Source organism: Leclercia sp. 29361 (assembly GCF_011290365.1).
In the GTDB taxonomy this organism is placed as follows: Bacteria; Pseudomonadota; Gammaproteobacteria; order Enterobacterales; family Enterobacteriaceae; genus Enterobacter; species Enterobacter tamurae.
On sequence record NZ_CP049786.1, the window covers coordinates 132410 to 158689 of the forward strand.

Annotated in this window: 20 protein-coding genes; 10 read left to right on the forward strand and 10 right to left on the reverse strand. The window is 57.6% G+C overall.

Annotation, left to right across the window (positions count from 1 at the left end):
• Nucleotides 1-94: 94 nt before the first annotated feature.
• Nucleotides 95-2008 (reverse strand): PTS mannitol transporter subunit IICBA, encoded by a 1914-nt coding sequence (locus G7090_RS00665; RefSeq protein WP_106995471.1) that lies wholly within the window; start codon nt 2006-2008, stop codon nt 95-97.
• A 660-nt stretch (nt 2009-2668) separates the two neighbouring features.
• Between G7090_RS00665 and G7090_RS00670 the strand changes: the two genes are divergently transcribed.
• The 5 genes from G7090_RS00670 to selB all read left to right on the forward strand — a co-directional run bounded on the left by G7090_RS00670 (nt 2669) and on the right by selB (nt 8207).
• Nucleotides 2669-3025, forward strand: coding sequence for a DUF3302 domain-containing protein (locus tag G7090_RS00670; RefSeq protein WP_166181170.1), 357 nt, complete (start codon nt 2669-2671; stop codon nt 3023-3025).
• Nucleotides 3026-3027: 2 nt separating this feature from the next.
• Complete coding sequence (locus G7090_RS00675; protein ID WP_106995473.1) at nt 3028-4164, forward strand: HlyD family secretion protein; 1137 nt, start codon at nt 3028-3030, stop codon at nt 4162-4164.
• Between the two features lie 93 nt (nt 4165-4257).
• Nucleotides 4258-4866, forward strand: coding sequence for a glutathione S-transferase (locus G7090_RS00680; RefSeq protein ID WP_166181172.1), 609 nt, complete (start codon nt 4258-4260; stop codon nt 4864-4866).
• Nucleotides 4867-4968: 102 nt separating this feature from the next.
• A complete protein-coding gene (gene selA / locus G7090_RS00685; protein WP_166181174.1) occupies nt 4969-6354 on the forward strand; it encodes an L-seryl-tRNA(Sec) selenium transferase in 1386 nt (461 codons plus the stop codon).
• Nucleotides 6351-8207, forward strand: coding sequence for a selenocysteine-specific translation elongation factor (gene selB, locus G7090_RS00690; protein ID WP_166181176.1), 1857 nt, complete (start codon nt 6351-6353; stop codon nt 8205-8207). The genes selA and selB overlap by 4 nt, the downstream gene beginning before the upstream one ends.
• Here selB and G7090_RS00695 read toward each other — a convergent pair.
• Complete coding sequence (locus tag G7090_RS00695) at nt 8204-9091, reverse strand: ROK family protein (RefSeq protein WP_166181178.1); 888 nt, start codon at nt 9089-9091, stop codon at nt 8204-8206. The genes selB and G7090_RS00695 overlap by 4 nt on opposite strands.
• Nucleotides 9092-9257: 166 nt before the next feature.
• Between G7090_RS00695 and aldB the strand changes: the two genes are divergently transcribed.
• Entirely contained in the window at nt 9258-10796 is a 1539-nt protein-coding gene (aldB, locus tag G7090_RS00700) for an aldehyde dehydrogenase AldB (protein ID WP_106995478.1), read from the forward strand.
• On the opposite strand, the gene G7090_RS00705 is transcribed toward aldB, so the two are convergent.
• Complete coding sequence (locus G7090_RS00705; RefSeq protein WP_166181180.1) at nt 10793-11755, reverse strand: LysR family transcriptional regulator; 963 nt, start codon at nt 11753-11755, stop codon at nt 10793-10795. The genes aldB and G7090_RS00705 overlap by 4 nt on opposite strands.
• A 119-nt stretch (nt 11756-11874) precedes the next feature.
• Here G7090_RS00705 and G7090_RS00710 point away from each other — a divergent pair, with 119 nt between their 5' ends.
• Nucleotides 11875-12615 carry a MipA/OmpV family protein gene (locus G7090_RS00710; protein WP_166181182.1) on the forward strand — a complete coding sequence of 247 codons (741 nt, stop codon included), beginning with the start codon at nt 11875-11877 and terminating at the stop codon, nt 12613-12615.
• A 51-nt stretch (nt 12616-12666) separates the two neighbouring features.
• Here G7090_RS00710 and G7090_RS00715 read toward each other — a convergent pair whose 3' ends face one another.
• Entirely contained in the window at nt 12667-14622 is a 1956-nt protein-coding gene (locus tag G7090_RS00715) for a glycoside hydrolase family 127 protein (protein ID WP_166185048.1), read from the reverse strand.
• 10 nt (nt 14623-14632) lie between these two features.
• Complete coding sequence (locus tag G7090_RS00720) at nt 14633-16033, reverse strand: MFS transporter (RefSeq protein WP_166181184.1); 1401 nt, start codon at nt 16031-16033, stop codon at nt 14633-14635.
• A gap of 226 nt (nt 16034-16259) precedes the next feature.
• Between G7090_RS00720 and G7090_RS00725 the strand changes: the two genes are divergently transcribed.
• Together G7090_RS00725 and G7090_RS00730 are read left to right on the forward strand one after the other, a co-directional pair.
• Nucleotides 16260-17078, forward strand: a complete 819-nt coding sequence (locus G7090_RS00725; RefSeq protein ID WP_166181186.1) for a helix-turn-helix domain-containing protein — start codon at nt 16260-16262, stop codon at nt 17076-17078.
• A gap of 127 nt (nt 17079-17205) precedes the next feature.
• The gene (locus tag G7090_RS00730; protein ID WP_166181188.1) at nt 17206-17676 is read left to right on the forward strand and encodes a 4Fe-4S binding protein; all 471 of its coding nucleotides are present in this window, start codon (nt 17206-17208) and stop codon (nt 17674-17676) included.
• Nucleotides 17677-17680: 4 nt separating this feature from the next.
• Here the strand turns inward: G7090_RS00730 and avtA are convergent, their stop codons facing one another.
• Both avtA and G7090_RS00740 read right to left on the reverse strand, forming a co-directional pair.
• Complete coding sequence (avtA, locus tag G7090_RS00735; RefSeq protein WP_166181190.1) at nt 17681-18937, reverse strand: valine--pyruvate transaminase; 1257 nt, start codon at nt 18935-18937, stop codon at nt 17681-17683.
• A 176-nt stretch (nt 18938-19113) separates the two neighbouring features.
• Nucleotides 19114-21144, reverse strand: a complete 2031-nt coding sequence (locus tag G7090_RS00740) for an alpha-amylase (RefSeq protein ID WP_166181192.1) — start codon at nt 21142-21144, stop codon at nt 19114-19116.
• Nucleotides 21145-21457: 313 nt separating this feature from the next.
• On the opposite strand from G7090_RS00740, the gene G7090_RS00745 reads away from it, so the two are divergent.
• Complete coding sequence (locus tag G7090_RS00745) at nt 21458-22282, forward strand: protein bax (RefSeq protein ID WP_106995488.1); 825 nt, start codon at nt 21458-21460, stop codon at nt 22280-22282.
• 37 nt (nt 22283-22319) lie between these two features.
• Here the strand turns inward: G7090_RS00745 and xylR are convergent, their stop codons facing one another.
• Genes xylR through G7090_RS00760 form a run of 3 tightly spaced genes read right to left on the reverse strand, consistent with a single transcriptional unit; the run spans nt 22320 to nt 26241 of the window.
• Complete coding sequence (xylR, locus tag G7090_RS00750) at nt 22320-23498, reverse strand: D-xylose utilization transcriptional activator XylR (protein ID WP_106995489.1); 1179 nt, start codon at nt 23496-23498, stop codon at nt 22320-22322.
• 42 nt (nt 23499-23540) lie between these two features.
• Nucleotides 23541-24722, reverse strand: a complete 1182-nt coding sequence (gene xylH, locus G7090_RS00755) for a xylose ABC transporter permease XylH (RefSeq protein WP_166181194.1) — start codon at nt 24720-24722, stop codon at nt 23541-23543.
• The gene (locus G7090_RS00760) at nt 24700-26241 is read right to left on the reverse strand and encodes a xylose ABC transporter ATP-binding protein (RefSeq protein WP_166181196.1); all 1542 of its coding nucleotides are present in this window, start codon (nt 26239-26241) and stop codon (nt 24700-24702) included. Before G7090_RS00760 ends, xylH begins: the two co-directional genes overlap by 23 nt.
• Nucleotides 26242-26280: the final 39 nt, after the last annotated feature.

Sequence of the window (26280 nt, forward strand, 5' to 3'; positions counted from 1 at the left end):
TCAATGTTGTTACCCGAGAGGGCTGGGGTGAGGAACCACGCGAATTTCCCCTCACCCTAGCCCTCTCCCCGACGGGGAGAGGGAAGGGAAAGACTTACTTGTTCAACAGCGCCAGGACTTCTTCGACGCTGGTGGTATTTGCCAGACGTTCGATAACGGTCTCATCGTCCAGAGCGTTAGTCAGGCTGGTAATCACCTGGATGTGCTCGTTGTTGCGAGCGGCGATACCAATCACCAGACGGGCGATGTCATCTTCTTCTTCACCGAAGCGCACGCCTGCCGGGTACTGACAGAACACTACGCCGGTTTTCAGAACGCGATCTTTCGCTTCTACCGTACCGTGCGGCACCGCAATGGATTCGCCCAGGTAGGTCGGGGTCAGTTTTTCACGTTCCAGCATTGCTTCAACATATTCCGGCTGCACGTAGCCGCCTTTCACCAGCTGCTCACCGGCAAAGCGAATCGCTTCTTCTTTATGGCTCGCGGTACGGCCAAGGAAGATGTTCTCCGCACCCAGACGGAACAGGTGGCTGTTGCTCTCGTCGAAGCTGTCCTGCAGGCTGGTACGTACTTTCACTTCGTTATCTTCGTGACGCTGTGCGGCTACCAGACGTTCGGTCAGGCTGGTGTACAGACCGCTGTCGAGGAAGTTGGTCAGCGAAATGTGCTGCGCCTGCGGAACCTGGCGCATCGCACGCTCGGTCAGGTCGCGGTGGGTGATGACCAGGTCAACATCCGGCGGCAGGCTGTTAATAGCGCTGTTGGTAACGGAGATCTGAGACAGACCGGCATCCGCTACTTTCTTACGCAGTACACCTGCACCCATGGCGCTGGAACCCATACCGGCGTCGCAGGCAACGATGATTTTACGCACGTGGCTCAGGTCGTTAGAGACATCACCCGCGGTCAGTGGCGTTGCAGCAACACCTTTAGACTGGGATTTCATGTCCTGCATACGACGGGTTGCCGCTTCGATATCGTCTTCTTCTTTCACTTTGCTGGTTTTCAGCAGGATAGCTGAGACCACGAAGGAGACCGCCATGGCCGCACAGATAGCCGCGATGTTAGCGAAGTAGGCACCTTTCGGGGTCATCGCCAGTACCGCCAGGATAGAGCCCGGGGAAGCAGGGGAGACCAGACCGCCGCCCAGCACGCTCAGCGTGAACACGCCAGTCATACCGCCGAGGATAACGGCGAGGATCAGACGTGGGTTCATCAGCACGTACGGGAAGTAAATTTCGTGGATACCACCGAGGAAGTGGATGATAGCCGCACCGCCAGCAGACTGCTTAGCGCTACCGCGACCAAAGAACATATACGCCAGCAGCACGCCCATACCCGGACCCGGGTTCGCTTCAATCAGGAAGAAGATGGATTTGCCGAGGTCATGGGACTGCTGAATACCCAGCGGGGAGAAAATCCCGTGGTTGATGGCGTTGTTGAGGAACAGGATTTTCGCCGGTTCAACAAAGATGGACGCCAGCGGCAGCATGTCGTGGGCAACCATGAAGTTAACGCCCGCCGCCAGCAGTTTGGAGAGCACTTCAACTGCCGGGCCAATGCCGAGGAACGCCAGAATCGCCAGGATCATGCCGATGATGCCGGCAGAGAAGTTGTTCACCAGCATTTCGAAGCCGGATTTGATTTTACCATCAACCCAGACGTCGAACTTCTTAATCGCCCAGCCGCCCAGAGGACCGGCAATCATGGCACCGAGGAACATTGGCATATCGGCACCGACAATCACGCCCATGGTGGTGATCGCACCGACCACGCCACCGCGGTCTCCGCCCACCAGACGACCACCGGTATAACCGATGAGCAGCGGCAGCAGATAGGTGATCATTGGGCCAACAAGTTTCGCCAGCGTTTCGTTAGGCAACCACCCTGTCGGAATAAATAACGCAGTGATGATACCCCACGCGATAAACGCGCCGATATTTGGCATCACCATGTTGCTGAGGAATCGACCAAAGCTTTGAACTTTGATCTTGAAATCGGATGACATAAAACACCCCTTCTTTTTGTTAACGCAGGCTTAGAGCCCGAGGTTTGTTGTTAATGCGGTGGCAGAGGTTGCCCAGCCCTGTTCTGATGAGGTGAAATTTGGCACTTAATAGTTTACCTGTCCAGACAGGGCAAAATAGTGTGATTTAGATCACGTAAATATAGGGGGTGTGATAATGATTGAGGTGATCTTCGTCACAAAAATGAAGTGTAAAAAAAATACAATGGCCGCAAAAGCGGCAGTTTGACGGCTAAAATGTGAAATAAATCACATTTCGTTGTCGTGAGTTTGTTTCCGGAGTGTGATCGATTCCACAAAATATTTTTATACGGAATTCTCTGGATGTGATCAACGGCAACATCTGTTTAACCCAGCAGCGCCAGGATGTAAGTAAGCAACACTTATCGCTAAAAAAATAGTACCAGAATATGGTATGGCGAAAAGCGCTAAGCTGGATTAAGCTCATACTGTAAACTTAAGTCTATTATTATTCAGGATATATTTTGTCACGCTTCTAAACTTGCATGGAGATATAAGAAAAAATCATACTCCCCGGCTCTGAAATAATAAGTACACATTCGTGTGCTTAACCAACAATTAATTTGGCTGCTTACCATTTAATTATTTTAATGAGTTTACGATTTATTTAGTGAGGCAAATATGTTTCTCAACTATTTTGCGCTGGGTGTATTGATTTTTGTCTTCCTGGTTCTTTTTTATGGAATCATCGCTATCCATGACATTCCGTATAATATGGCCAAAAAGCGCAATCATCCCCATGCCGATGCGATCCATACCGCGGGATGGATTAGCCTGTTTACACTGCATGCCATTTGGCCGTTTCTGTGGATTTGGGCCACCCTCTACCAGCCAGAGCGTGGCTGGGGGATGCAGAACCACATACAGCCGCCCGAACGCAGCCCCGACGTCGATGCGCTGGCAAAGCGCGTAGCCGAGCTGGAACACAAACTGGCCGCAGTGCAACCCACTGCTGATAAGAACACGTCGGAGCGCTAATCATGGATCTGTTGATCATCCTGACCTATGTCGCGTTTGCATGGGCGATCTTTAAAATATTCCGTATTCCGGTAAACCAGTGGACGTTAGCCACCGCGACCTTAGGCGGCGTGTTTATTGTGGCCGGGCTTATTTTATTAATGAACTATAACCACCCGTATACGTTTACGGCGCAGAAAGCGGTTATTTCTATTCCTATTACTCCGCAGGTCACGGGGGTGGTGAGTGAAGTTACGGATAAAAATAACCAGCTTATTAAAAAGGGCGACGTGTTATTTAAAATCGATCCGAGCCGCTATCAGGCCCGCGTCGATCGTCTGCAGGCTGACCTGGTCACCGCGACGCACAATATCAAGGTACTGAAAGCACAGCTTGCGGAAGCCCAGTCAAATACCACCCGCGTCTCTGCCGAGCGCGATCGTCTGTTTAAAGACTATCAGCGTTATTTAAAAGGCAGCCAGGCGAAGGTCAATCCGTTCTCTGAAAGCGATATCGATAACGCGCGGCAAAACTACCTGGCGCAGGATGCCATGGTGAAAGGCTCAGTGGCGGAACAAACCCAGATCCAGAGCCAGTTAGACAGCATGTCTAACGGCGAGCAGTCGCAGATCGCCTCGCTGCGCGCCCAGTTAGCAGAAGCGCAATACAACCTGGATCAGACCATTATCCGTGCGCCAAGCAACGGCTATGTCACTCAGGTGCTGATTCGCCCGGGGACCTACGCGGCCTCTCTGCCGCTGCGCCCGGTAATGGTGTTTATCCCTGAGCAGAAACGGCAGATCGTGGCGCAGTTCCGCCAGAACTCGTTGCTGCGTCTGAAACCAGGCGATGAAGCGGAGGTGGTGTTTAATGCCCTGCCAGGGCAGGTCTTCTCCGGTAAGCTCACCAGCATTCTGCCGGTAGTGCCGGGCGGCTCCTACCAGGCTCAGGGCGTGCTGCAGGCGCTGACGGTAGTTCCGGGCACGGATGGCGTAATTGGCACCATCGAGCTGGAGCCGAACGCCGACGTGGACGCGCTGCCTGACGGCATCTACGCCCAGGTCGCGGTTTACTCCGACCACTTCTCGCACGTCTCGGTGATGCGTAAAGTGCTGCTGCGTATGACCAGCTGGATGCACTACCTCTATCTCGACCATTAATTCTTTCACAGGCAGGTATGCGATACGCATAGCCTGCCTTTTTTCTTTGCCTGGGCCATACTTATCCTTTTGTTGGCGAATAAGGAGCAGGCAATGAAACTCATCGGCAGCTATACCAGTCCCTTCGTGCGTAAAATCTCCATTCTCCTGCTGGAGAAAGGCATCACCTTCGAATTTGTAAACGAGCAGCCCTATCAGGCCGACAACGGTGTCGCGCACTACAATCCGCTGGGGAAAGTCCCGGCGCTGGTGACCGATGATGGGGAGCACTGGTTCGATTCGCCGATTATTGCCAGCTATATCGAGCTGCTGGATATTGCCCCGGCGATGATCCCCCGCGACCCCAAAGCCGCGCTGGCTATCCGACAAATTGAGGCGCTGGCGGATGGGATCATGGATGCGGCTCTGGCCTCGGTGCGTGAGCAGGCGCGTCCGGCGGCACAGCAGTCGGAGACCGAGCTGCTGCGTCAGCGCGAGAAAATCCTCCGCAGCCTTGATCACTGTGAACAGCTGATCCGCGACGGGAAAATTGCTACCGACAGCGTCAACCTGGCGACCATCGCCATTGCCTGCGCCATCGGCTACCTGAACTTCCGTCGCGTCTCGCCGGGCTGGTGCGTGGATCGTCCGATGCTGGTCAAACTGGCAGAAACCCTCTTCCAGCGCGAAAGCTTCGCCCGCACCGAACCGCCAAAGGCTTGATGTCGTCGATAACACTTCCTTGCCGGACGCGGTACAATCGCCCTGACATTGACTCCCTCTCCCGTCGGGAGGGGGGAAGATACCCAACCGTCAGGCGCTTCCATGACTACTCAGCACGCACTCTATAGCCAACTTCCCGCGACCGATCGTCTGCTTCGCGACGCCCGTCTTTCCGCCGTTATTGCCCGCTTCGGCCACAGCCGAACGGTCGAGACCTTACGCCTGTTGCAGGACGAAGCCCGCGCCGGGATCCGCGCCGATAACCGCCTGCCGGCGTGGTGTGACGACTGGGCTCAGGAGACCGAAAAACGGCTGGCGACGGAAGACGCGCCGGGCCTGCGCCCGGTCATCAACCTGACGGGAACGGTGTTGCACACCAATCTGGGGCGCGCGCTGCTGGCTCAGGAGGCGGTGGCTGCGGTTACCCAGGCGATGCAAACGCCGGTTACCCTGGAGTACGATCTTGACGGCGCCGGGCGCGGGCATCGCGATCGGCCCCTGGCGGCGCTGCTGTGCCAGCTCACCGGCGCGGAAGATGCCTGCATTGTGAATAACAACGCTGCGGCGGTGCTGCTGATGCTGGCCGCGACCGCCAGCGGGAAAGAGGTGGTGGTCTCCCGCGGTGAGCTGGTGGAGATCGGCGGGGCGTTTCGCATCCCGGACGTGATGATCCAGGCCGGGTGCCAGCTGCGGGAAGTGGGCACCACCAACCGCACCCACGAGCGGGACTACGCCGCGGCCATCAATGACAATACCGCCCTGCTGATGAAGGTCCATACCAGCAATTACCATATTGAAGGCTTCACCCATGCCGTTGACGAGGCGGATCTGGTGCGCATCGGCCAGGAGAGAGACGTGCCTGTGGTGGTCGATCTCGGCAGCGGTTCGCTGGTGGATCTCAGCCGCTATGGCCTGCCGAAAGAGCCGATGCCGCAGGCGTTAATTGCCGCCGGCGTCAGTCTCGTGAGCTTCTCGGGTGACAAGCTGCTGGGCGGCCCGCAGGCGGGGATCATCGTCGGCAAGCGCGACCTGATCGCCAGATTGCAACAGCACCCACTGAAACGCGCCCTGCGCGCGGATAAAATGACCCTCGCCGCGCTGGAGGCCACCTTGCGCCTCTATCTCCATCCGGAGACGCTGGCCGAACGCCTGCCGACGTTGCGCCTGTTGAGCCGCGACGCCGCTGCGATCCAGCGTCAGGGGGAGCGGCTGCAGGCCCTGGTCGCGCCGCACTATCCTGATTTTGAGGTTCGCGTGGAAGCGTGCCTGTCACAGCCGGGTAGCGGATCGCTGCCGGTGGATCGCCTGCCGGGAGCGGCCCTGACCTTTACCCCGCGCGACGGCCGCGGCGCTCAGCTGGAGGCGCTGGCGTTACGCTGGCGATCCCTGTCGGTGCCGGTGCTTGGCCGGATAAAGGACGGGCGTCTGTGGCTGGATTTACGCTGTCTGGAAGATGAAGCACAGTTTCTGGAGATGTTGTTGAGATGATTATTGCCACTGCCGGTCATGTTGACCACGGCAAAACCACCCTGCTGCAGGCGATCACCGGCGTCAACGCCGACCGCCTGCCGGAAGAGAAAAAGCGCGGCATGACCATCGATCTGGGTTATGCCTACTGGCCCCAGCCGGATGGCCGGGTGCTGGGATTTATCGACGTGCCGGGGCACGAAAAGTTTTTGTCCAACATGCTGGCCGGGGTCGGCGGGATCGACCACGCCCTGCTGGTGGTGGCCTGCGATGACGGAGTGATGGCGCAGACGCGCGAGCACCTGCAGATCCTCCAGCTGACCGGCAACCCGCAGCTGACAGTGGCCCTGACCAAAGCCGATCGCGTCGACGACGCCCGGGTAGAGGCGGTGCGCGCCGAGGTGCTCGCCACCCTGGGGGAGTATGGCTTTGCCGACGCGACGCTGTTTGTCACCGTAGCCACCGAGGGGCGGGGCATTGATGCCCTGCGCGATCACCTGCAACAGCTTCCGGCCCGCGCCCATGCGGATCATCACCGCTTCCGTCTGGCCATCGACCGCGCCTTCACCGTGAAAGGGGCCGGTCTGGTGGTCACCGGCACGGCGCTGTCGGGCGAAGTGAGGGTAGGCGACAGCCTGTGGCTGACCGGGGTCAATAAGCCGGTGCGCATTCGTGGGCTGCACGCACAAAACCAGCCTGCTGAGCAGGCTCACGCCGGACAGCGCATTGCCCTGAACCTGGTGGGCGACGCGGAAAAAGCGGCGCTGAACCGCGGGGACTGGCTACTGGCGGACGCCCCGCCGGAACCCATCACGCGAGCGATCGTCACGCTGCAAGGCGATGTGCCGCTGGCGCAGTGGCAGCCGCTGCATATTCACCATGCCGCCAGCCACGTCACTGGCCGCGTCTCGCTGCTGGAGGGGGCGCTGGCGGAGCTGGTCTTTGATGCCCCGTTATGGCTGGCCGACAACGATCGGCTGGTGCTGCGCGATATCTCAGCCCGCGTCACCCTGGCCGGGGCGCGGGTGGTTACCCTTAACCCGCCGCGTCGCGGGAAGCGCAAGCCGGAGTACCTGCAGTGGCTGGCCACGCTGGCACCGGCGACGGATGACCATGCTGCATTGCTGGTACATCTCGAACGCGGGGCGGTAAATCTGGAGGCGTTTGGCTGGGCACGCCAGCTCAGCGGGGAAGGGCTGCGTCAGCTGACCCAACAGCCGGGGTTTATCCAGGCCGGTTCCGGTCTGTTAAACACCGCTGTCGCGGCGCGCTGGCAGCGTAAAATTCTGGAGGTGCTGGCGACCTATCATCAGCAGCATCAGGATGAACCTGGCCCCGGGCGGGAACGCCTGCGGCGCATGGCCCTGCCGATGGAAGACGAGGCCCTGGTTCTGCTGCTGATCGAGCGGATGCGCGAGAGCGGGGAGCTGCACAGCTACCACGGCTGGCTGCACCTGCCGGATCACAAGGCGGGCTTTACCCCGGCGCAGCAGGCCGTGTGGGAAAAAGCGACCCTGCTGTTAGGCGACGAACCCTGGTGGGTGCGCGATCTGGCCCGTGAAACCGCCACCGACGAGCAGACCATGCGTCAGGTGCTGAAGCATGCGGCGCAGCAGGGGTTGATTACCGCGATCGTCAAAGATCGTTATTACCGCCACGATCGGATTGTCACCTTTGCCAACCTGATCCGAGAGCTGGACCAGGAGCGTGGCTCCACCTGCGCGGCGGATTTCCGCGACCGGTTGAACGTCGGACGTAAACTGGCGATCCAGATCCTCGAGTACTTCAACCGCATTGGCTTTACCCGCCGCCGCGGTAACGATCATCTCCTGCGGGATGCGTTGCTCTTTGCCGACGAGAGGCAGCAGGGTTAATCCTTTTTGCTGGCGAACTTCTGTTTCGCCAGCCATACGGCGCCCAGCCTGCCCGCCTGGTTCCCCAGCTGGCAGGGCAGGATCGGCACCTGCAGCGAGTCCCACTCTTCAAAGGTTTGCAGGTGTTTGTCGAGCAGGGTATAGATTTTCTCCTGCTCGCTGATGCCGCCGCCAATCAGTACGACCTGCGGGTCGAACATCGAGATCACGCTGTAGACGCCGCGGGCGAGGAACAGGGCCCACTCCTCTACGGCTTCGCGCAGGTGCAGATCGTTCTCCATCCGCTCGAACAGCTCTTCCCCTTTCGGCATATCGTCCCCGGAGACTCCCAGCGCCCGGCGGCAGGTCTCCATCAGCCCTTTGGCAGAGGCCACCTCATGCATCCCTTCGCCTTTTTTGCCGACCGGGATAACCCCGAACTCCCCGGCGCGGTAGTGTGAGCCGCGATAGAGATCGCCCCCGAGCACAATCCCGCCGCCGATCCCGGTGCCGAGCGTCATGCAGACAAAATTCTCATACTCGCGCCCTGCGCCGCACCAGCGTTCACCGAGAGCGGCGCAGCTGGCGTCATTGTCGGCCACCAGCGGCAGGTCGGTCAGCTCTGCGAAGAGTTCATACAGGTTGACGTTATCCAGATACTCCAGCGCGCCAGCCTTCGCCGCTTCGCCGGTATGGGTATTAATGTGGCCGGGGATGCTTACCCCGATCGCGGCAATCTCATGTTCGTTCTGGTAAGCCTCGACCACCTCGCGCCACTTCTGCTTAAAGCTCTCTTCATCCTCCGGCGTATCAAACTGATCGGTAGTGAGTTCGTTTCCGTCCTCGTCGATCACGCCGTGTTTAATGTGGGTTCCGCCCACGTCGAAGCCGATAAAAAGCCGCATTTATCCTTCCTTCTGCCAGAGTTGTGCGTCTTAAGTATGGCTCAGGGCAGGAAACCAAACGTAAAGTAAGGTAATGCGTGAAGGGGCTCGCAAAGCAGGCGACAACTGGCGATATTTTCACCGCCGGGGTCTACCTTTGAAGGACACTTCACGCAAGGAGACAGTCATGACGAATAACCCTCCCTCAGCACGTATCCTGCCCGGCGAATATGGTTTCCCCCTCCAACTGAAAGCCCGTTATGACAACTTTATCGGCGGCGACTGGGTTCCTCCGGCCGACGGCGAGTATTACCAGAATCTCACCCCGGTAACCGGCCAGCCGCTGTGCGAAATCGCCAGCTCCGGGAAGCGCGATATCGATCTGGCGCTGGATGCGGCCCACAAGATAAAAGAGAAATGGGCCCACACTTCGGTGCAGGATCGTGCCGCGATCCTGTTCAAAATTGCCGATCGTATGGAGCAGAACCTGGAGCTACTGGCTACGGCTGAGACCTGGGACAACGGGAAACCGATCCGCGAAACCATGGCCGCCGACGTGCCGCTGGCAATCGACCACTTCCGCTACTTTGCCTCCTGTATTCGCGCCCAGGAGGGCGGCATCAGCGAGGTGGACAAGGACACCGTCGCCTATCACTTCCATGAGCCGCTGGGCGTGGTCGGGCAGATCATCCCGTGGAACTTCCCCCTGCTGATGGCCGCCTGGAAAATGGCGCCTGCGCTGGCAGCCGGGAACTGCGTGGTGCTGAAACCGGCGCGCTTAACGCCGCTGTCGATCCTGCTGCTGATGGAAGTGGTAGGCGACCTGCTCCCGCCGGGGGTAGTAAACGTGGTCAACGGCGCCGGGGGGGAAATCGGGGAATATCTGGCGACCTCCAAACGGATCGCCAAAGTGGCCTTTACCGGCTCCACCGAAGTGGGCCAGCAGATCATGCAGTACGCCACCCAGAACATCATTCCGGTGACGCTGGAGCTCGGCGGCAAATCCCCGAACATCTTCTTCGCCGACGTCATGGATGAAGAAGATGCCTTCTTTGATAAAGCGCTGGAAGGGTTTGCTCTCTTTGCCTTCAACCAGGGCGAAGTCTGTACCTGCCCAAGCCGGGCGCTGGTGCAGGAGTCGATCTACGAGCGCTTTATGGAGCGCGCCATTCGTCGCGTGGAGTCGATCCGCAGCGGTAACCCGCTGGACAGCGTCACTCAGATGGGCGCGCAGGTGTCCCACGGGCAGCTGGAGACCATCCTCAACTATATCGATATCGGTAAAAATGAGGGGGCCGAGATCTTAACCGGCGGTCGGCGTAAGCAGCTGGACGGCGAGCTGAAAGAGGGGTATTACCTCGAGCCGACTATTCTGTCCGGCAAAAACAACATGCGTGTCTTCCAGGAGGAGATCTTTGGCCCGGTGCTGGCGGTGACCACCTTCAAAACCATGGCGGAGGCGCTGGAGCTGGCCAACGATACGCAGTATGGCTTGGGGGCCGGGGTCTGGAGCCGTAACGGTAATCTGGCTTATCAGATGGGGCGTGGGATCCAGGCCGGACGCGTCTGGACCAACTGCTATCATGCTTACCCGGCCCATGCTGCGTTTGGCGGCTACAAACAGTCGGGTATTGGCCGCGAAACCCACAAGATGATGCTGGAACATTACCAGCAGACCAAATGCCTGCTGGTGAGCTACTCCGATAAACCGTTGGGCCTGTTCTAACTTCTGAGAGCAGGCCGCCCCAGGGGAGTCTGCTCAATCTGTTTACGCAGGGTATTCAGCACCCCATCCAGGACAAACTGCACCCGCCACGGCTGATAGTCACGTTTGCGGAAGATGGCCACCAGATCCAGCCACCACTCCTCTTGATGGGTGAAGCAGGGCACCATCAAGCCCTGTTCGATCTCCTGAAGCAGACTCTCCTTCGGCGCAAAGACGATCCCCAGATGATTGCGGGCCAGCTCCAGCGCCGTCTGGGTGTTGTCGCAAATATAGTTACCCGAGACTTTATAATCGAGCACCTGTTCGCTATTATTTGCGCGAAAACGCCAGATGTTAGCATCGTCGATTATCATTGAGTCGATAAGAATGCAGGAGTGATTAATAAGATCGTCGGGTTTGTTGATGGGGTGTTTTTTTATATATTCCGGTGTGGCGAAAGCCGTAACAGAATATTTGGTTAAGGTGCTGGCGACCAGACTTTCATCTTTGGGTTGGGCATAGGTAATTAAAATATCGCAGTCATCGGGAAAAGTAACCCCTTCAAAAAACTCATTCCGGTCCAGGTTGTAGGTTTTCAGGCTAATACGGATATCGCCAATATTTTCGATCTCATGAATGACGTGGCGAGCCAGGTAGGTGACGATCCCTGAGGGGGCATAAAGGGTGACCTTGCCGCGTTTTTCGTGTTTGTAATCAGCAATGAAATTAATGAGTTGCTCGTTTTTTCCCAGCGATGCATCGATAAACGGCAGCAGCGATTCACCAAACTGGGTCAGCGCCAGATGGCGGGTGGTGCGTTCAAACACCTTCAGCCCAACGCGCGCCTCAAAATCAGCGAGATATTTACTGACATTGGCCTGGGCCATCCCCAGCAATGCCGCTGCATCACCAATGCTGTGCGTCGCGGCAATGACGGAAACAATCTTTAATTCTCGCGGTTTGATTTGCAACTTGTTCATTGCCTGACATCCATCTATATGAATTTATATATAATATTATACAAATAACCGCATTGCATCGCGATTTTTGTAACCATTATTATGCGCGGCGTCGTATGACATTTAATGGATTACAAACAATGACGTTTAAAAAGAATTTACTTATTGCGGTCGCTTTATTTACGGCGACATCCGCAATGGCCGATGATTTTTCAGTTGGCGCTGGTGCAGTGTTTAATGAATCACCCTATAAAGGCTATAACGACAACGTCTCCGCTGTCCCGTTAATGAGCTACGAAGGCGAGCACTTCTACGTGCGTCAGACCACCGGCGGCTGGATTGTCTGGAAAGATGGCAAAAACGAACTCAGCCTGACCGCCTCCTGGATGCCGCTGCACTTCGACCCGGACGATAACGACGATGGTGCCATGAGCCAGCTGGATGAGCGTAAAGCCTCCGCGATGCTGGGTGGCGCGTACTATCGTCACGAAAGCTGGGGGAGCCTGAAAGTTGCGCTGGCGGCGGATGCGATGGACGAGAGCGGCGGCGTGATGGGCGAGCTGTCTTACTTCCGTCCGATTCGCATGGAGCGCCTGACTTTGACCCCGTCGCTGGGCGTATTCTTCCACGACGAAAGCTTCAACGATTATTACTACGGCGTCTCGCAGCAAGAGTCCCGTCGCAGCGGCCTGCAGCAGTACACCGCCGGCGAAACCGTGACCCCGTATGTGGGTGTGGCGGCGAAGTATCAGCTGACGCAGAACCTCTATCTGAACGCCAGCGCAATCTATACCGTGCTGCCTGACGAGGTGAAAAACAGCCCGATGATCGACCGTGACGACAGCTTCGCGCTGATGACCGGGCTTTCCTGGACGTTTTAAGAGTCCAAAAAGCTGCCCTCAGGGACGAGGGCAGCCTCACTCGTTTTCTGCTTACGCCTCATCCACCCAGATCCGCATCTCCCCCTCACCGCGGTTCGCCCAACTAAACCACGGAATAAAGGTTAGGGTCTGCGCCTGCTGCGTGACCGGGGCGCGATCGTACTGCCACAGCGGTTGCTGTTCTGCGTTCGCAGCGTGGCGGGCATAACCCTGGGTCTGAATCAGCATTTTGTGGGCAAAAATTCCCTTCCCTTCCACGAGCTTAAATTCGCTATCCGCAGGCAGGGTCAGATTATGTAGCCCGGCGCCGTTATCCGCCTCTTCGAGACAGTAGACCAGCGGCCCGCGCTGAAGCGCCACTTTTCCGGCCTGCTGGCGCACCTGCGGATTACCGTATACCCGACGAACCGGCATCGGCAGGGTTAACTGCAGCCTGTCGCCCTCCTGCCAGCGGCGGGTCAGATAGAGATAACCCTGGCGTACCTCGCCGGTGACCGCTTCACCATTCAGCGTCAGCAGCGGGTTGTCGCACCAGTCCGGCAGACGCAGGGCCAGGGTATGGTCGATCGTCACCGGGGAGGTGATCTCGATGTTGACCTGCTCCTGCCACGGGTAGTTGCCGCTGATCCGCACCTGCAACTCTTTATCACCTACCGGGAAGGCCATGCTGTTGCCGATATAGAGGTTAATAAACAGGGCATCCTCACGGACGGTATAGATGTAGTGACCGATCGAGGTCAGCACCCGGGCGATATTCGGCGGGCAGCAGGCGCAGCCGAACCAGCGTTGGCGAACCGGCTTCACGTGATCGTAGATATGGTTAAACTTCAGTGACTTCGGATGCACCTCCAGCGGGTTGACGTAGAAGAAGTGTTTCCCGTCCAGCGCCATACCGCCCAACACGGTGTTGTAGAGGGCGCGTTCCATCACGTCGGCATACTGACTGTTGGCCTCCATCTCCAGCATCCGCCGGGCAAACATCATCAGGCCGATCGAGGCGCAGCTTTCGGCATAGACGGTGTCGTTTGGCAGATCGTAATCGCTGCTAAAAGCTTCGCCGCTGCTCTGGGAGCCAATCCCGCCGGTAATATACAGCTGGCGCTGGGCCATGTTGTTCCACAGGCGCAGGCAGTCCTGGCGTTTGCCGTCGTCCTGGCTCAGGCGGGCCAGGTGCGCGACGCCGGCCATCAGATAGACGAAGCGCACCGCGTGGCCGATGGCCGTTTGCTGTTCGGCCAGCGGCTGATGCGCCTGGCTGTAGGCTTTATCCTGCACCATCCACGCCGGGCCGTAGGTGTTCCAGTACGAAGTTTTGCCGCGCTTTTCATACTCGATGTCATAGAAGTGCGGCTGAGTCCCGCGCTGCTCGACAAAGTATTTCACCAGTGCCAGATAACGCGGCTCCTGGGTGACATCGAACAGGCGCATCAGCGCCAGCTCAATCTCCGGGTGACCCGGATAGCCGTGCAGCTGCTGCTCGCCCGGACCAAAGACGCTGTCGATATGGTCGGCCAGCTTGCAGACCACCTCCAGCAGACGGCGTTTGCCGGTGCCCTGGAAGTAGGCCACGCCCGCCTCAATCATGTGCCCGGCGCAGTAGAGCTCGTGGCACTCCGCCAGGTTCGTCCAGCGCTCCTCCGGGGCTTTGACCGTGAAGTAGGTATTCAGGTAGCCATCGTCGCACTGCGCGGCGGCCACCAGGTCAATCACCTCGTCGGCGGTCTTTTCCAGCTCCGGGTCGGGTTTCTGGCACAGCGACCAGGCCACCGCCTCCAGCCATTTCGCTACGTCGCTGTCCTGAAAGACCATCCCGTAAAATTCACCGCTCTGCTGGCCTGCCGCAATGCGGAAGTTGGCGATCGCATGGCTCGGTTCGGCCTCGGTGATGCGATCGTTCAGGGCATCCCACTGGTAGGGAATAACCACATCGCGCACCAGCTGTTGATACTGGCCGAGAAACGGGTCGCTGATTTTCAGTTTATGCAGGTCGGGTTCCATTATGGACATCATGTTCTCCTCAGGAGTGAGCGTGACGCTGGCGCAGGTCGGTGGCAATGCGCGCCATCATCGGATTATTGAGTCGGCACTTGCGGATCGCCAGCGCCAGCAGCAGGTGGAAAAGGGCGGGCAATAAGGTTTCCATGGTGGTGATGCCCTGCAGCGAGGCAGCGGTCTGGTTGCCTGCACCCGGCTGATAGGCGACAAAAATGAACACCAGGCTGATGATCCCGGCGCTGGAGGCCCAGGCCAGCTTGATGAAAAACAGGTTAAAGGCGAAGTTCATCCCGGAAGAGCGCACGCCGGTTTTCCACTCGCCGTAATCATCGGCAAAGGCCATTAACGCGAAGTGCAGCGGCAGGGTAAAGCCGAGGATCACCCCATTCGCCAGGATAACGATCAGCCACAGCGTCTGATACGCCGGACCACTAGGCAGGAACCACATCCCCGCTGCCAGTACCGCCAGCATCAGGTTGGTGTAGTAGTAGAGTTTGACCGCGTCGCTGCGGCGCGACAGCAGGTTGACGATCACCGCCCCGAGAATGGCGGCAAAGGTCACCATAGTGAAGAACAGTGAGGTATAGGCGGTGCTGCCTTCCAGCACGTAGGTGATGAAATACATGTAGCCGCCGCCACGGATGTTAAAGACGTTGATCAGCAGGAAGGACATCACCAGCATCAGCAGCAGCTGGTCGTTGTTACGCAGACCGGCGAGGTGCTCTTTCAGGGTGAATTTGCCCATCATCGCCAGCGGGACGCGCTCGCGCACCCAGAAGAAGCAGCACAGGAACATCACCACCGCAATGGCACACAGCACCCCCACGCCCAGCTGATAGCCCTGGGCCGTGTTGCCCTGACCGAGCACCGAGACCAGCCACGGCAGGCCGACCGACACCAGAAAACCGGCCACGCCGCACAGCACGAAGCGCCAGGACTGGCAGGAGAGCACCTCGCTGTGGCGGGTGGTCATGGTGTTGATCAGCGCGCAATACGGCACGTTGATAGCGGTATAGCCCACTGAAAGCAGCAGGTAGGTGCCGAACGCCCAGGCGATTTTGACCCCCATCCCGGCATCCGGCACGGTAAAGGTCAGCACCCCAATCACGCCAATCGGCAGGGCGACCCACAGCTGCCATGGGCGAAAGCGTCCCCAGCGGCTTTGGGTACGGTCGGCAATGATCCCCATCACCGGGTCGGAGATGGCGTCGAAAATGCGCAGGGCGATAAACAGCGTGCCGACCAGCGCCGGGGTTAAGCCAAAGACATCGGTATAGAAAAAGGTCAGAAAATTCATGATCAGGCAGGTAATGACCGTCCCGCCCGCATCACCCAGGCCGTAGCCGATTTTTTCTCGCATCGAGAGGCGATCGTTGACAGCCTGCCGGGCAATCTCTGTTTGTGTAATCGGAGTGGAAGTCATGAGGTAACTCCTCGGGTTAGCGGATTTTTTATGTTGTTTTGTCAGGTACCCGATTAATTTTGCACTGTTACCCGGTCTCAACAAGGGAAGGGAAAAGTATAAAAAGGTGAGGATTCCGACCTCGTGCTCAAAGTGTGATTTCGATCGGGACGAAAGGCAATTATCTGTTAATAATCAGTGATAAAGCGTCATAAATTGTCTGTTAATAGCGGGAAAGTGAATAGCAATGCTCGAAATATCCATAGCACTTCCGATCAGGGTTCAGAATGGCGGCTATTTCATCTCCCGGGGCGTAGGGCGACATCCGGCGCGCAAGCTCGACTCCTGGGAGGTGATCTTTGTCGAAAAGGGGACATTAACGATCCAGGAGGAGGGAACCGTTTTCGAAGTGCATGCCGGGGAGAGCCTGCTGCTCTGGCCGCACCGTCGGCATAAGGGCATCGAGGATTTTCCTGCCGAGTTACGCTTTTACTGGCTGCATTTTGAGGTCGACGAGCAGAGTGCGCCTTCCGCCTGGAGCACGCTGCTGTCGGTTCAGCAGCACGGGAAAAGCGGCGACCCGCAGGCGATGGTTGCGCTATTCCGCCAGTTTCTGACCGAGCAGGAGAAGCTTCAGCGCAGCCCGGCGCTGGAATTTATCTTGCTGCTGATCCTCCAGCAGCTCTCCCAGGTGGCGGGGCAGGAACTGCCGCCGGATGAGGCGGGAGTAAACCTAGCGTGGAAGGCGCGGCAGCTGATCGGCACTCAGTTTCACCTGCCGATCTCCACTTCCTCGCTGGCCAAAGAGCTGCACTGCAACGCGGACTACCTGGGGCGGGTGTTTCGGCGGGTCTTCCATCTGACCCTGACCGAGGCGATCCACCGCCAGCGCGTCAGGGCTGCAGAAAAGCTGCTGCTCAACGATGCCGTATCGCTGAAAGAGGTGGCGGTTCGCTGCGGCTTTAACGATGTGGGCTACTTCCGGCAAATCTTTCGCAAGCATACGGGGTTGACCCCCGGGGTCTGGAAACGTCGCTACTGCAAAGAGCACATCAACTCCGCCTGAGGTCCTGTGGCAGATGGCCAGTTTTCACGGCAGGGCACACAAATCGGCTCTTTTACCCTGTCGGATCAAGGCGCTGGCCCCGATCGCTCTGGCAACCTGACTTTTTTCAGCAAGGATGGAGCAGGCGATGAATCCCTTTATTGTTGCCGACCCGGCGAAATGTATTGGCTGTCGCACCTGCGAAGTGGCCTGCGTGGTGTCGCATCAGGACGAGCAGGACTGTGCGGCGGTGACGCCAGGCACCTTTATGTCGCGCATTCGGGTGGTAAAAGGTAACAACTTCACCACGGCGGTCACCTGTCATCAGTGTGAAGATGCGCCCTGCGCCAACGTCTGCCCGACCCGGGCCATTCAGCGTCAGGCGGGAGTGTGGCAGGTGGATCAGGCGCGCTGTATCGGCTGTAAAAGCTGTATGCTCGCCTGTCCGTTCGGGGCGATGCAGGTGACGGGAAGTGCTGAAAAGGTTCAGGCCCTGAAGTGTGACCGTTGTGCACATCGCGAAGCGGGACCGGCCTGCGTGGAGGCCTGTCCCACTTACGCGTTAAGCTGCGTCGATCCTGCCAGATTACGCGCCGAACGGCTGCGTTATCTGGCGTAAATCCTTACTGGCCGTTTTCACGCCAGGCAAGCTCAACCTCTTCGGCCAGAATTTTCACCCCGGCTTCGATTTTGTCCGGGTCCGGCACGTAGTTCATGCGCATGCACTGGTGAGTATGCGGCCAGGGTTTATCCAGCCCCGGGAAGAAGTAATCCCCCGGCACCATCAACACCCCGCGCTTTTTCAGTCGCTGGTACAGCAGTTCGGTGGTGATCGGCAGATCCTTAAACCACAGCCAGAGGAAAATCGCTCCTTCGGGTTTATGGATCAGGCAGCGATTTTCCGGTAAGTAGCGGCGAATCGTGGCGATCGTCTCGTGAACACGCTGATAATAGAACGGCTTAATCACCTCATTCGACAGGCGCAGCAGATCGTTGCGCTTGATCATCTCGCACATCATCGCCGGGCCAATCCCGCCCGGTGACAGGCTGATAATGCCGTTCATATTGGTGATGGCGGTGATGATTTTTTCATCAGCGATGATAATCCCGCAGCGACTGCCCGGCAGACCGAGCTTGGAGAGGCTCATGCACAGGACAATGTTCGGGTTCCACAGCGGGCGTGCTTCACTGAAGATGATGCCCGGGAAGGGCACGCCATAGGCGTTATCAATCACCAGCGGAATACCGTGCTGGTTCGCCAGCGCATCCAGCTTTATCAGCTCTTCGTCGGTGATGACGTTGCCGGTGGGGTTGGTAGGCCGCGACACGCAGATCATGCCGGTCTCTTCGCCAATATGCAGATGCTCAAAATCGACGTGATACTTGAACTGGCCTTCCGGCAGCAGTTCGATGTTCGGGCGCGCAGAGACGAACAGGTCTTCCTCCAGCCCGGAATCGGCGTAACCGATGTACTCCGGGGTGAGCGGGAAGAGCACCTTTTTGGTGGTGCCGTCGGCGCGTCGGCCTGCGAAGAGGTTAAACAAGTAGAAAAACGCGCTCTGGCTGCCGTTTGTCAGTGCAATATTCTGTGGCCCGATCTCCCAGCCAAGGGTGTCGCGCAGCATCTCCGCCAGGACGGTAAGCAGCTCGGTTTTCCCCTGTGGGCCGTCGTAATTGCACAGTGCATCAGTGGCTTTGCCATTTTCCAGCATGTCCGCGAGGAGCGTCTGAAAATAGGCGTTCATCTCCGGAATTTGTGCCGGGTTACCGCCGCCGAGCATGATGGCGCCCGGTGTGCGCAGCCCGTCGTTGAGATCCTCCATCAGGCGGGTAATGCCTGAATGGCGGGTGAATTTGTCGCCGAAAAGTGAAAAAGTCATAGCAGGTGTTCTGTCGGGCTTGTTCTAAGAGTGGCTCACCATAACGCTACAGCTGCGCGGGTGCAAATCAGCGTGGAAAGACGGAATAATTGTTTTGTGTTATCAATTTGCCATAAGGTAGCGAATTGTTCTGAATTATCCCCCTCCCGGTGGGAGAGGGATTCAGAACGTAACGATCAGCGATTACCCGCCCAGACCACCATCACCTTGTCGCCCTGATGCTCACGTACAAAGCCGTAGCCCTGAGGCATCGTCAGCGTGGTTTGCGTCCCTTCGCCCACCGCCGGATGGCGGGCGCGGAACTGCCCGAGCAACTGCCAGTGGGCGACGGTGGCGGCCTGCGCGCCGCTGATATCCTGCCAGTTCATGTCTGAGCGCGTTCCCTGCAGCGGATCGGAGCCCGTCGGGCCAAATGGCCGGGCGGACTCATCGCCATAAAATATCTGCACGCTGCCCGGCGCCAGTAACAGCAGCTCTGCCGCACGCTGGTCACCTTCGCGGAACAGGCGGGTATCGTGCGAGGAGAGGTAGCTCAGGACGTTAAAGCTCTGCAGTTTCTCCGCCATCTGCTGCCAGGTCAGGTCGATGTTGGCCAGGCAATCCACCGCTTTCGCCGCCTGCTCCTGATAATCAAAATTGATCATCGCATCGAAGCCGTGGCGGTAGTAATCGCTCTGCATCACTCCGTGACCCCAGGATTCACCGGTCATCCAGAAAGGCGCATCGTCGAGTTTTTTCTCCGGGTTGGCCTGCTTCCAGGCTTTTAACGCATCGCTGGCCTGGTCCTTCAGCTGCTTCCAGCCCGCCAGCTCCACGTGCTTAGCGGTATCAACGCGGAAACCGTCGATGCCGTAATCCCGCACCCACTGGCTCAGCCAGTGGGTGAGGTAGTCCCGGGGCGTATAGCCATCGACGGCTTTTGCCCCGGTGTCGGGTTTATGGCGATAGAAATTCGGCAGGCCCGACGGGGTGGTAGATTCGGTTTTCAGATCCGGCAGGAAGGCCAGCGACATGGTCAGATCGTCAAAACCGGGATTGTCATAATCGCCGATATCGGTGCGTATCCAATTTTTGCCCCACCAGTTTTCCCATGCGGCTTTATCGCTGAAATTGATGTAGTCGTTAAAGCTGTGCCAGCTCTGCCCGGCACCAGGCTTCCAGTCGGTCCAGCGTTCACCGAGGGTTTTCTTCAGCTCGTCACCCTGCAGATAGAGGGCGCCGAACTGGTACTCCTGCATGTCGGCCAGCGTGGCATAGCCGGTGTGGTTCATCACCACATCAAACAGGATGCGGATCCCCCGACGATGGGCCTCGTCCACCAGCTGGCGTAAATCGTCTTCCGTACCCATGTTGGCATCGAGCCGGGTCCAGTCCTGGGTGTAGTAGCCGTGATAGGCGTAATGGGGAAAATCACCCTTGGTGCCGCCGCCGACCCAGCCGTGGATCTGCTCCAGCGGGGAGCTGATCCACAGGGCGTTGACGCCGAGTTGTTGCAGGTAATCCAGCTTGTTGGTGAGCCCTTTCAGGTCACCGCCATGGAAGGTGCCGATCTCCTGCATGCCATCTTTATGGCGTCCGTAGCTGCTGTCGTTGGCCGGATCGCCGTTCTCAAACCGATCGGTCAGGACAAAATAGACGGTGGCGTTTTGCCAGCTGAACGGGGCGGGTTTGTCCGTCCCGGCGCGCTCCAGTAACAGTAGGCCGTTGCTGCCCGGCGCGGGTTGCAGGGTAATTTTGCCCTGCTGCACGGTGGCGGTCTGTTTGCTGTAAAAATCACGCACCACGCTCCCTTCCGGGAAGGTGTTGCTGACGTCGAGCGTCAGGGGATTGCCGTCCCATTTCGGGCACTGGCGCACCACGCTGGTCACCGCCTTTTCGCTCTCGCTGGCGACAGTCAACATCAGGGTTGGCGTACCGGAGCGCGTATCAATCCGGGCCTGATAATCGCCGTCGCGGAACAGACGCCACTGCACCGGATCCCCTTCGCACGGCTTGAGAGACATCATCTCATTGAGTTTTATCGCATTTGTGGGCTGCCAGCACGTCTTGTCAAAACTCACTGTTAGCGGGCGGGTACCCTTCGTCAGCTTTGCCTGTGCTGTGAACACCCCCGATCCTTCAGCAGTGAAGGCCGGAAAACCCGGGGCTGACCAGTCGGCGCTGGCCATAGCAGGTAAGAGGAGAAGAGCGAGAGCGGAACGTTTCATACCGGTTTCCTGTCACAGCATTTTGTTCAGTTTGCCATCTATTGTAGAGGGCTAACTCATCCCCTGGCGCTATCGCACAGGGAGGAGCAATGAGGGTGAGTGATCTCACGCTTATAGCGCTGTTTAACTGCGATATTGAGCACATTTTGATGAAAATGATGCTTAAGCGCGCGATTTCTGGATGACAGGGTTTCGGATTTAGACTATTTCTTTGAATGCTCTTCTCGTCTATTTTTGCTAGGATCTGAGATTCACTTCTCATTTTACGAAAAAAATAAGGTGTTGGAATGTTTCTATCCGACCAGGAGACTTAATGATATCGACTCCCATTCGACGATATGGGGCCGCGATACTCATGTTACTCACCATGGCAATTTCTGGTGAGGTGCTTGCGAAGACGCACACGGATACGACGAGTAAAAAGGCCCACGTCATAAAGACGACAAGTAATAAGGTTAGCAGTAAACAAGAGTATTCTCGCAATAGTGCAAAGAGTAGTTCACTTCCTGATTTGCGAAAATACCCTTCCGGAACACCAAGGAAAAAAGCGTTTCTCCGGACGGTAATGCCTTATATTACAAGTCAAAATGCCGCGATTACGGCGGATCGTAACTGGCTTATTTCCAAGCAGTACGATAGCCGTTGGTCGCCATCTGAGCGCACGCGTCTGAAAGAAATTTCAAAACGCTATAAGGTGAGCTGGAACGGAAACACGCGACGTGTGCCGTGGAACTCACTGTTAGAGCGCGTGGATATTATTCCAGGCAGCATGGTCGCAACGATGGCTGCAGCCGAAAGTGGCTGGGGTACCTCGAAGCTTGCGCGCAGTAATAACAACCTCTTCGGCATGAAATGTGCGAAAGGTCGTTGTAACAATGCACCGGGTAAAGTGAAAGGCTACTCACAGTTCGAATCGGTAAAAGATTCCGTGAACGCTTATGTTGTGAACCTGAATACGCATCCGGCGTATAAGTCCTTCCGCAAGTCGCGCGCGCAGTTGCGTAAAGCGGACCAGGAAGTGACGGCCAGCACCATGATCCATAAGCTGAAAGGTTACTCAACCCAGGGCCAACGCTATAACAATTATCTGTTTGCGATGTACCAGGATAACCAGCGCTTAATCGCCGCCCATATGTAATATTAAAAAAGCCTTCCCTGCGGAAGGCTTTTTTTATTTAAACCAGCACTTCACTGTAGCGATCGCGATACTCTTTCGGCGTGGTGTCATACTCTTTTTTAAATACCGAATAGAAATACTGCAGCGACGGATAACCGCACATCTGTGAGATCTCGTGAATGGAAAGCGAGGTTGAAATCAGCAGGCTGCGGGCTTTCTCCAGCTTCTCGGCGTGAATCACCGCATGGATCGTCTCGCCCACCTCTTCCTTAAACCGCTTCTCCAGATTTGAACGTGAAATCCCTACCGCATCCAGGACCTGATCCACTTTAATGCCTTTGCAGGCGTGGTTACGAATGTAGTGCATCGCCTGAATCACCGCCGGATCGTTCAGCGAGCGGTAATCGGTTGAGCGTCGCTCCACCACGCGCACCGGCGGCACCAGCAGGCGCTGCAGGGGCAGGTTTTCGTTATCCAGCAGACGGTGCAGCAGTTTGGCTGCCTGGTAGCCCATCTGCCGGGTTCCCTGCGCCACCGACGACAGCGCCACCCGTGACAGGTAACGCGTAAGTTCTTCATTATCGATGCCAATCACGCACAGCTTTTCCGGCACCGGAATATGCAGATGTTCGCACACCTGGAGCACGTGTCGGGCGCGGGCATCGGTCACGGCGATAATCCCGGTCTGCGGCGGCAGGGTTTGCAGCCAGTCGGCGAGACGATTCTGCGCGTGCTGCCAGTTCTCCGGAGCCGTTTCCAGCCCCTGATAGACAACGCCGCGATACTTCTCCTTTGCTACCAGCTGACAGAAGGCATACTCACGCTCTGCCGCCCAGCCTTTGCCGCTGGAAACGGGCAGGCCATAAAAGGCGAAGCGGTGCACCCCTTTCTCCTTCAGGTGGAGAAACGCGCTCTCTACCAGGGCGTGGTTGTCGGTCGCGATATAGTGAACGGGCGGGTAGTTCTCCGGCTTATGGAAGGAGCCGCCGACGCCGACGATGGGCACGTCGACATCCACCAGCAGCTGCTGGATAACGGCATCGTCAAAATCCGCGATGACGCCGTCGCCCAGCCACTCTTTGATATTATCGGTGCGCGTACGGAAATCTTCTTCGATGAAGATATCCCACTCGGACTGCGACGCCTGCAAGTATTCACCCACACCCTCTACAACCTGACGGTCATAGGCTTTATTGGCATTGAATAACAACGTAATGCGGTGACGCTTCTCAAACATGGCGCTATTTTTCCAGAATCAGTGACAGACGATAAAGCATCCTCAGGCGCGCCGTTTGGTCGCGGAATCCATCCATACCGCCAGCAGCAGAATCGCACCCTTGACGATATACTGCCAGAATGTCGGGACGTCCATCATACTCATTCCGTTATCCAGCGACGCCATAATAAAGGCACCCATCACCGCCCCGGCAACGCTACCGATCCCCCCTGCCAGACTGGTTCCGCCAATAACGCAGGCGGCGATAGCATCGAGTTCGGCAATGTTCCCCGCCGACGGCGAGCCTGCCCCCAGGCGCGAGCTTAAGATAAGCCCGGCGACGGCGACCATCAGGCCATTGATGGCAAAGACGGCAAGCTTGGTGCGCTCAACGTTGATACCGGACAGGCGTGCGGCTTCGAGATTGCCGCCAATGGCATAAATGCGGCGGCCAAAGGCGGTACGGGTTGCCATAAACATCCCGGCCAGCAGCAGCAGAACCAGCAGCAGGACCGGTGTCGGCACGCCGCGATAGTCGTTCAGCAGCCAGATCGCCCCAAGGACAATCACCGCCGTCAGCGCCTGGCGTCCGACAACCGACGTAGACGGTGCCGTGGCTAATCCTAAGGTCTGACGACGCATTCTGCTCCGCCACTGCCAGGCAACAAATGCCATCAGGCCAATCGCGCCGAGGCTAAAACCGACTCCGCTGGAGAGATAGCTCTGACCAATCTGCGACATGGAGGCGCTGGTGGGGGAGACGGTGGTGCCGTTAGTCACGCCGATCAGGATGCCGCGGAAGGCCAGCATCCCCGCCAGGGTGACGATAAACGACGGCACTTTGCGGTAGGCCACCCACCAGCCGTTCCAGGTTCCGAGGAGCAAGCCGAGCAGCAAGGTGACCACGATAGTCAGCGGCAGCGGCCAGCCCAGCCAGACATCGAAAATGGCTGCCATGCCGCCGAGCAGGCCCATCATCGAGCCCACAGAGAGGTCGATCTCCGCCGAGATAATGACGAACACCATCCCCACCGCCAGAATGCCGGTAATGGCGGTCTGACGCAGCAGGTTAGAGACGTTACGGGCGCTGAGGTACGAGCCGTCGGTGGTCCAGGTAAAGAACAGCATGATCGCCACAATGGCGGCAATCATGACAAAAACCTGCAAATTAAGCGCTTTTAACCCTGAAAACAGACCCGGTGCGGGCGCCGCGGCTTTTAACTCAGATGGATTGCTTTTCGACATGGCGTTCGCTCCTTAATGCGGCTTCCATTACCTGTTCCTGCGTCAGGTTCTGGTTAATCAGATTGGCTTTCAGTTTTCCTTCGTGCATCACCAGTACCCGGTCGCTCAGACCCAGCACTTCAGGCAGTTCCGAGGAGATCACGATCACGGCGATACCCTGCTGGACCAACTGGTTGATCAGCTTGTAGATTTCGTATTTCGCACCGATATCGATCCCGCGCGTCGGTTCATCAAGGATCAGAATACGTGGGTTGAGCAACAAGCAGCGGGCAAGGATTGCCTTCTGCTGGTTACCGCCGCTAAGACGACCAATGGCGAGGTCCGGGGAGGACGTTTTGACCTTCAGGCGCTGCAGGCAGTGCAAAATACAGTGCTGTTCGGCGGCGTCGTCCAGGCTGCTCAGCTTGCCGCTGAACTGATCTAAGGCGGCGAGAGTGATGTTTTTACCCACTGCCATCACCGGCACGATGCCATCTTTTTTCCGATCTTCCGGCACCATCGCGATGCCGTGGGCAATGGCCTGCTGACAGTTTTTAATGTCGACCGGCTGCCCGTCGATAAATACGCTGCCTTCCCAACGCCCGGGCCAGACTCCAAACAGGCACTGCACCGCTTCAGTACGCCCGGCGCCGACCAGCCCGGCCACGCCAAGGATCTCCCCGCGATGCAGGGAGAAGGAGACGTCGTTCACCCGTTTGATATGACGATTCACCGGGTGCCAGGCGGTGAGATGTTCCACCCGCAGGATCTCTTCCCCGAGGGTATGCGGCTCATTCGGATAGAGGGCGGTCAGTTCGCGACCCACCATCATGGTAATGATGTCATCCTCGCTCATACCCTGCGCGTCGCGGGTGCCAATATGCTGTCCGTCACGAATGACGCAGACGGTGTCAGAGATGGCTTTCACTTCGTTGAGCTTGTGGGAGATGTAAATGCAGGCAATCCCGTGGTGTTGCAGGTCACGAATGATGTCCAGCAATACCGCGGTTTCCTGTTCCGTCAGCGAGGCGGTCGGTTCATCGAGGATCAGCAGCCGCACCTGTTTGTTGAGCGCTTTAGCGATCTCCACCAGCTGCTGCTGCCCAAGGCCGAGATCGCCCACCCGCGTGTCGGGGGAGATCGCGAGGCTCACCTGCGCCAGCAGCTTTTCGCAGCGCAGGGTCATGGTGTCGTAATCCAGCACCCCGTGACGGCTAATCTCGGCCCCGAGGAAGATGTTCTCCAGAACGGTGAGGTGCTTCACCAGCGCCAGCTCCTGGTGAATGATGGCGATACCTTTGCGCTCGGTGTCGCGGATGTGCGTGGCCTGCAGGGTTTCGCCGGCAAAGACGATTTCACCGTCATAGCTGCCATGAGGATAAATGCCGCACAGCACCTTCATCAGCGTGGATTTGCCCGAGCCATTTTCACCGCACAGCGAGACGATCTCGCCGGGATTTAAGCGCAGGCTGACGTTGTCCACGGCCTTCACCGCGCCAAACGCCTTAGTAATATTTTTCATTTCAAGAAGATAAGACATAACTGCCCCACATGACCCGAAGGAAAACGGTACAAGTCG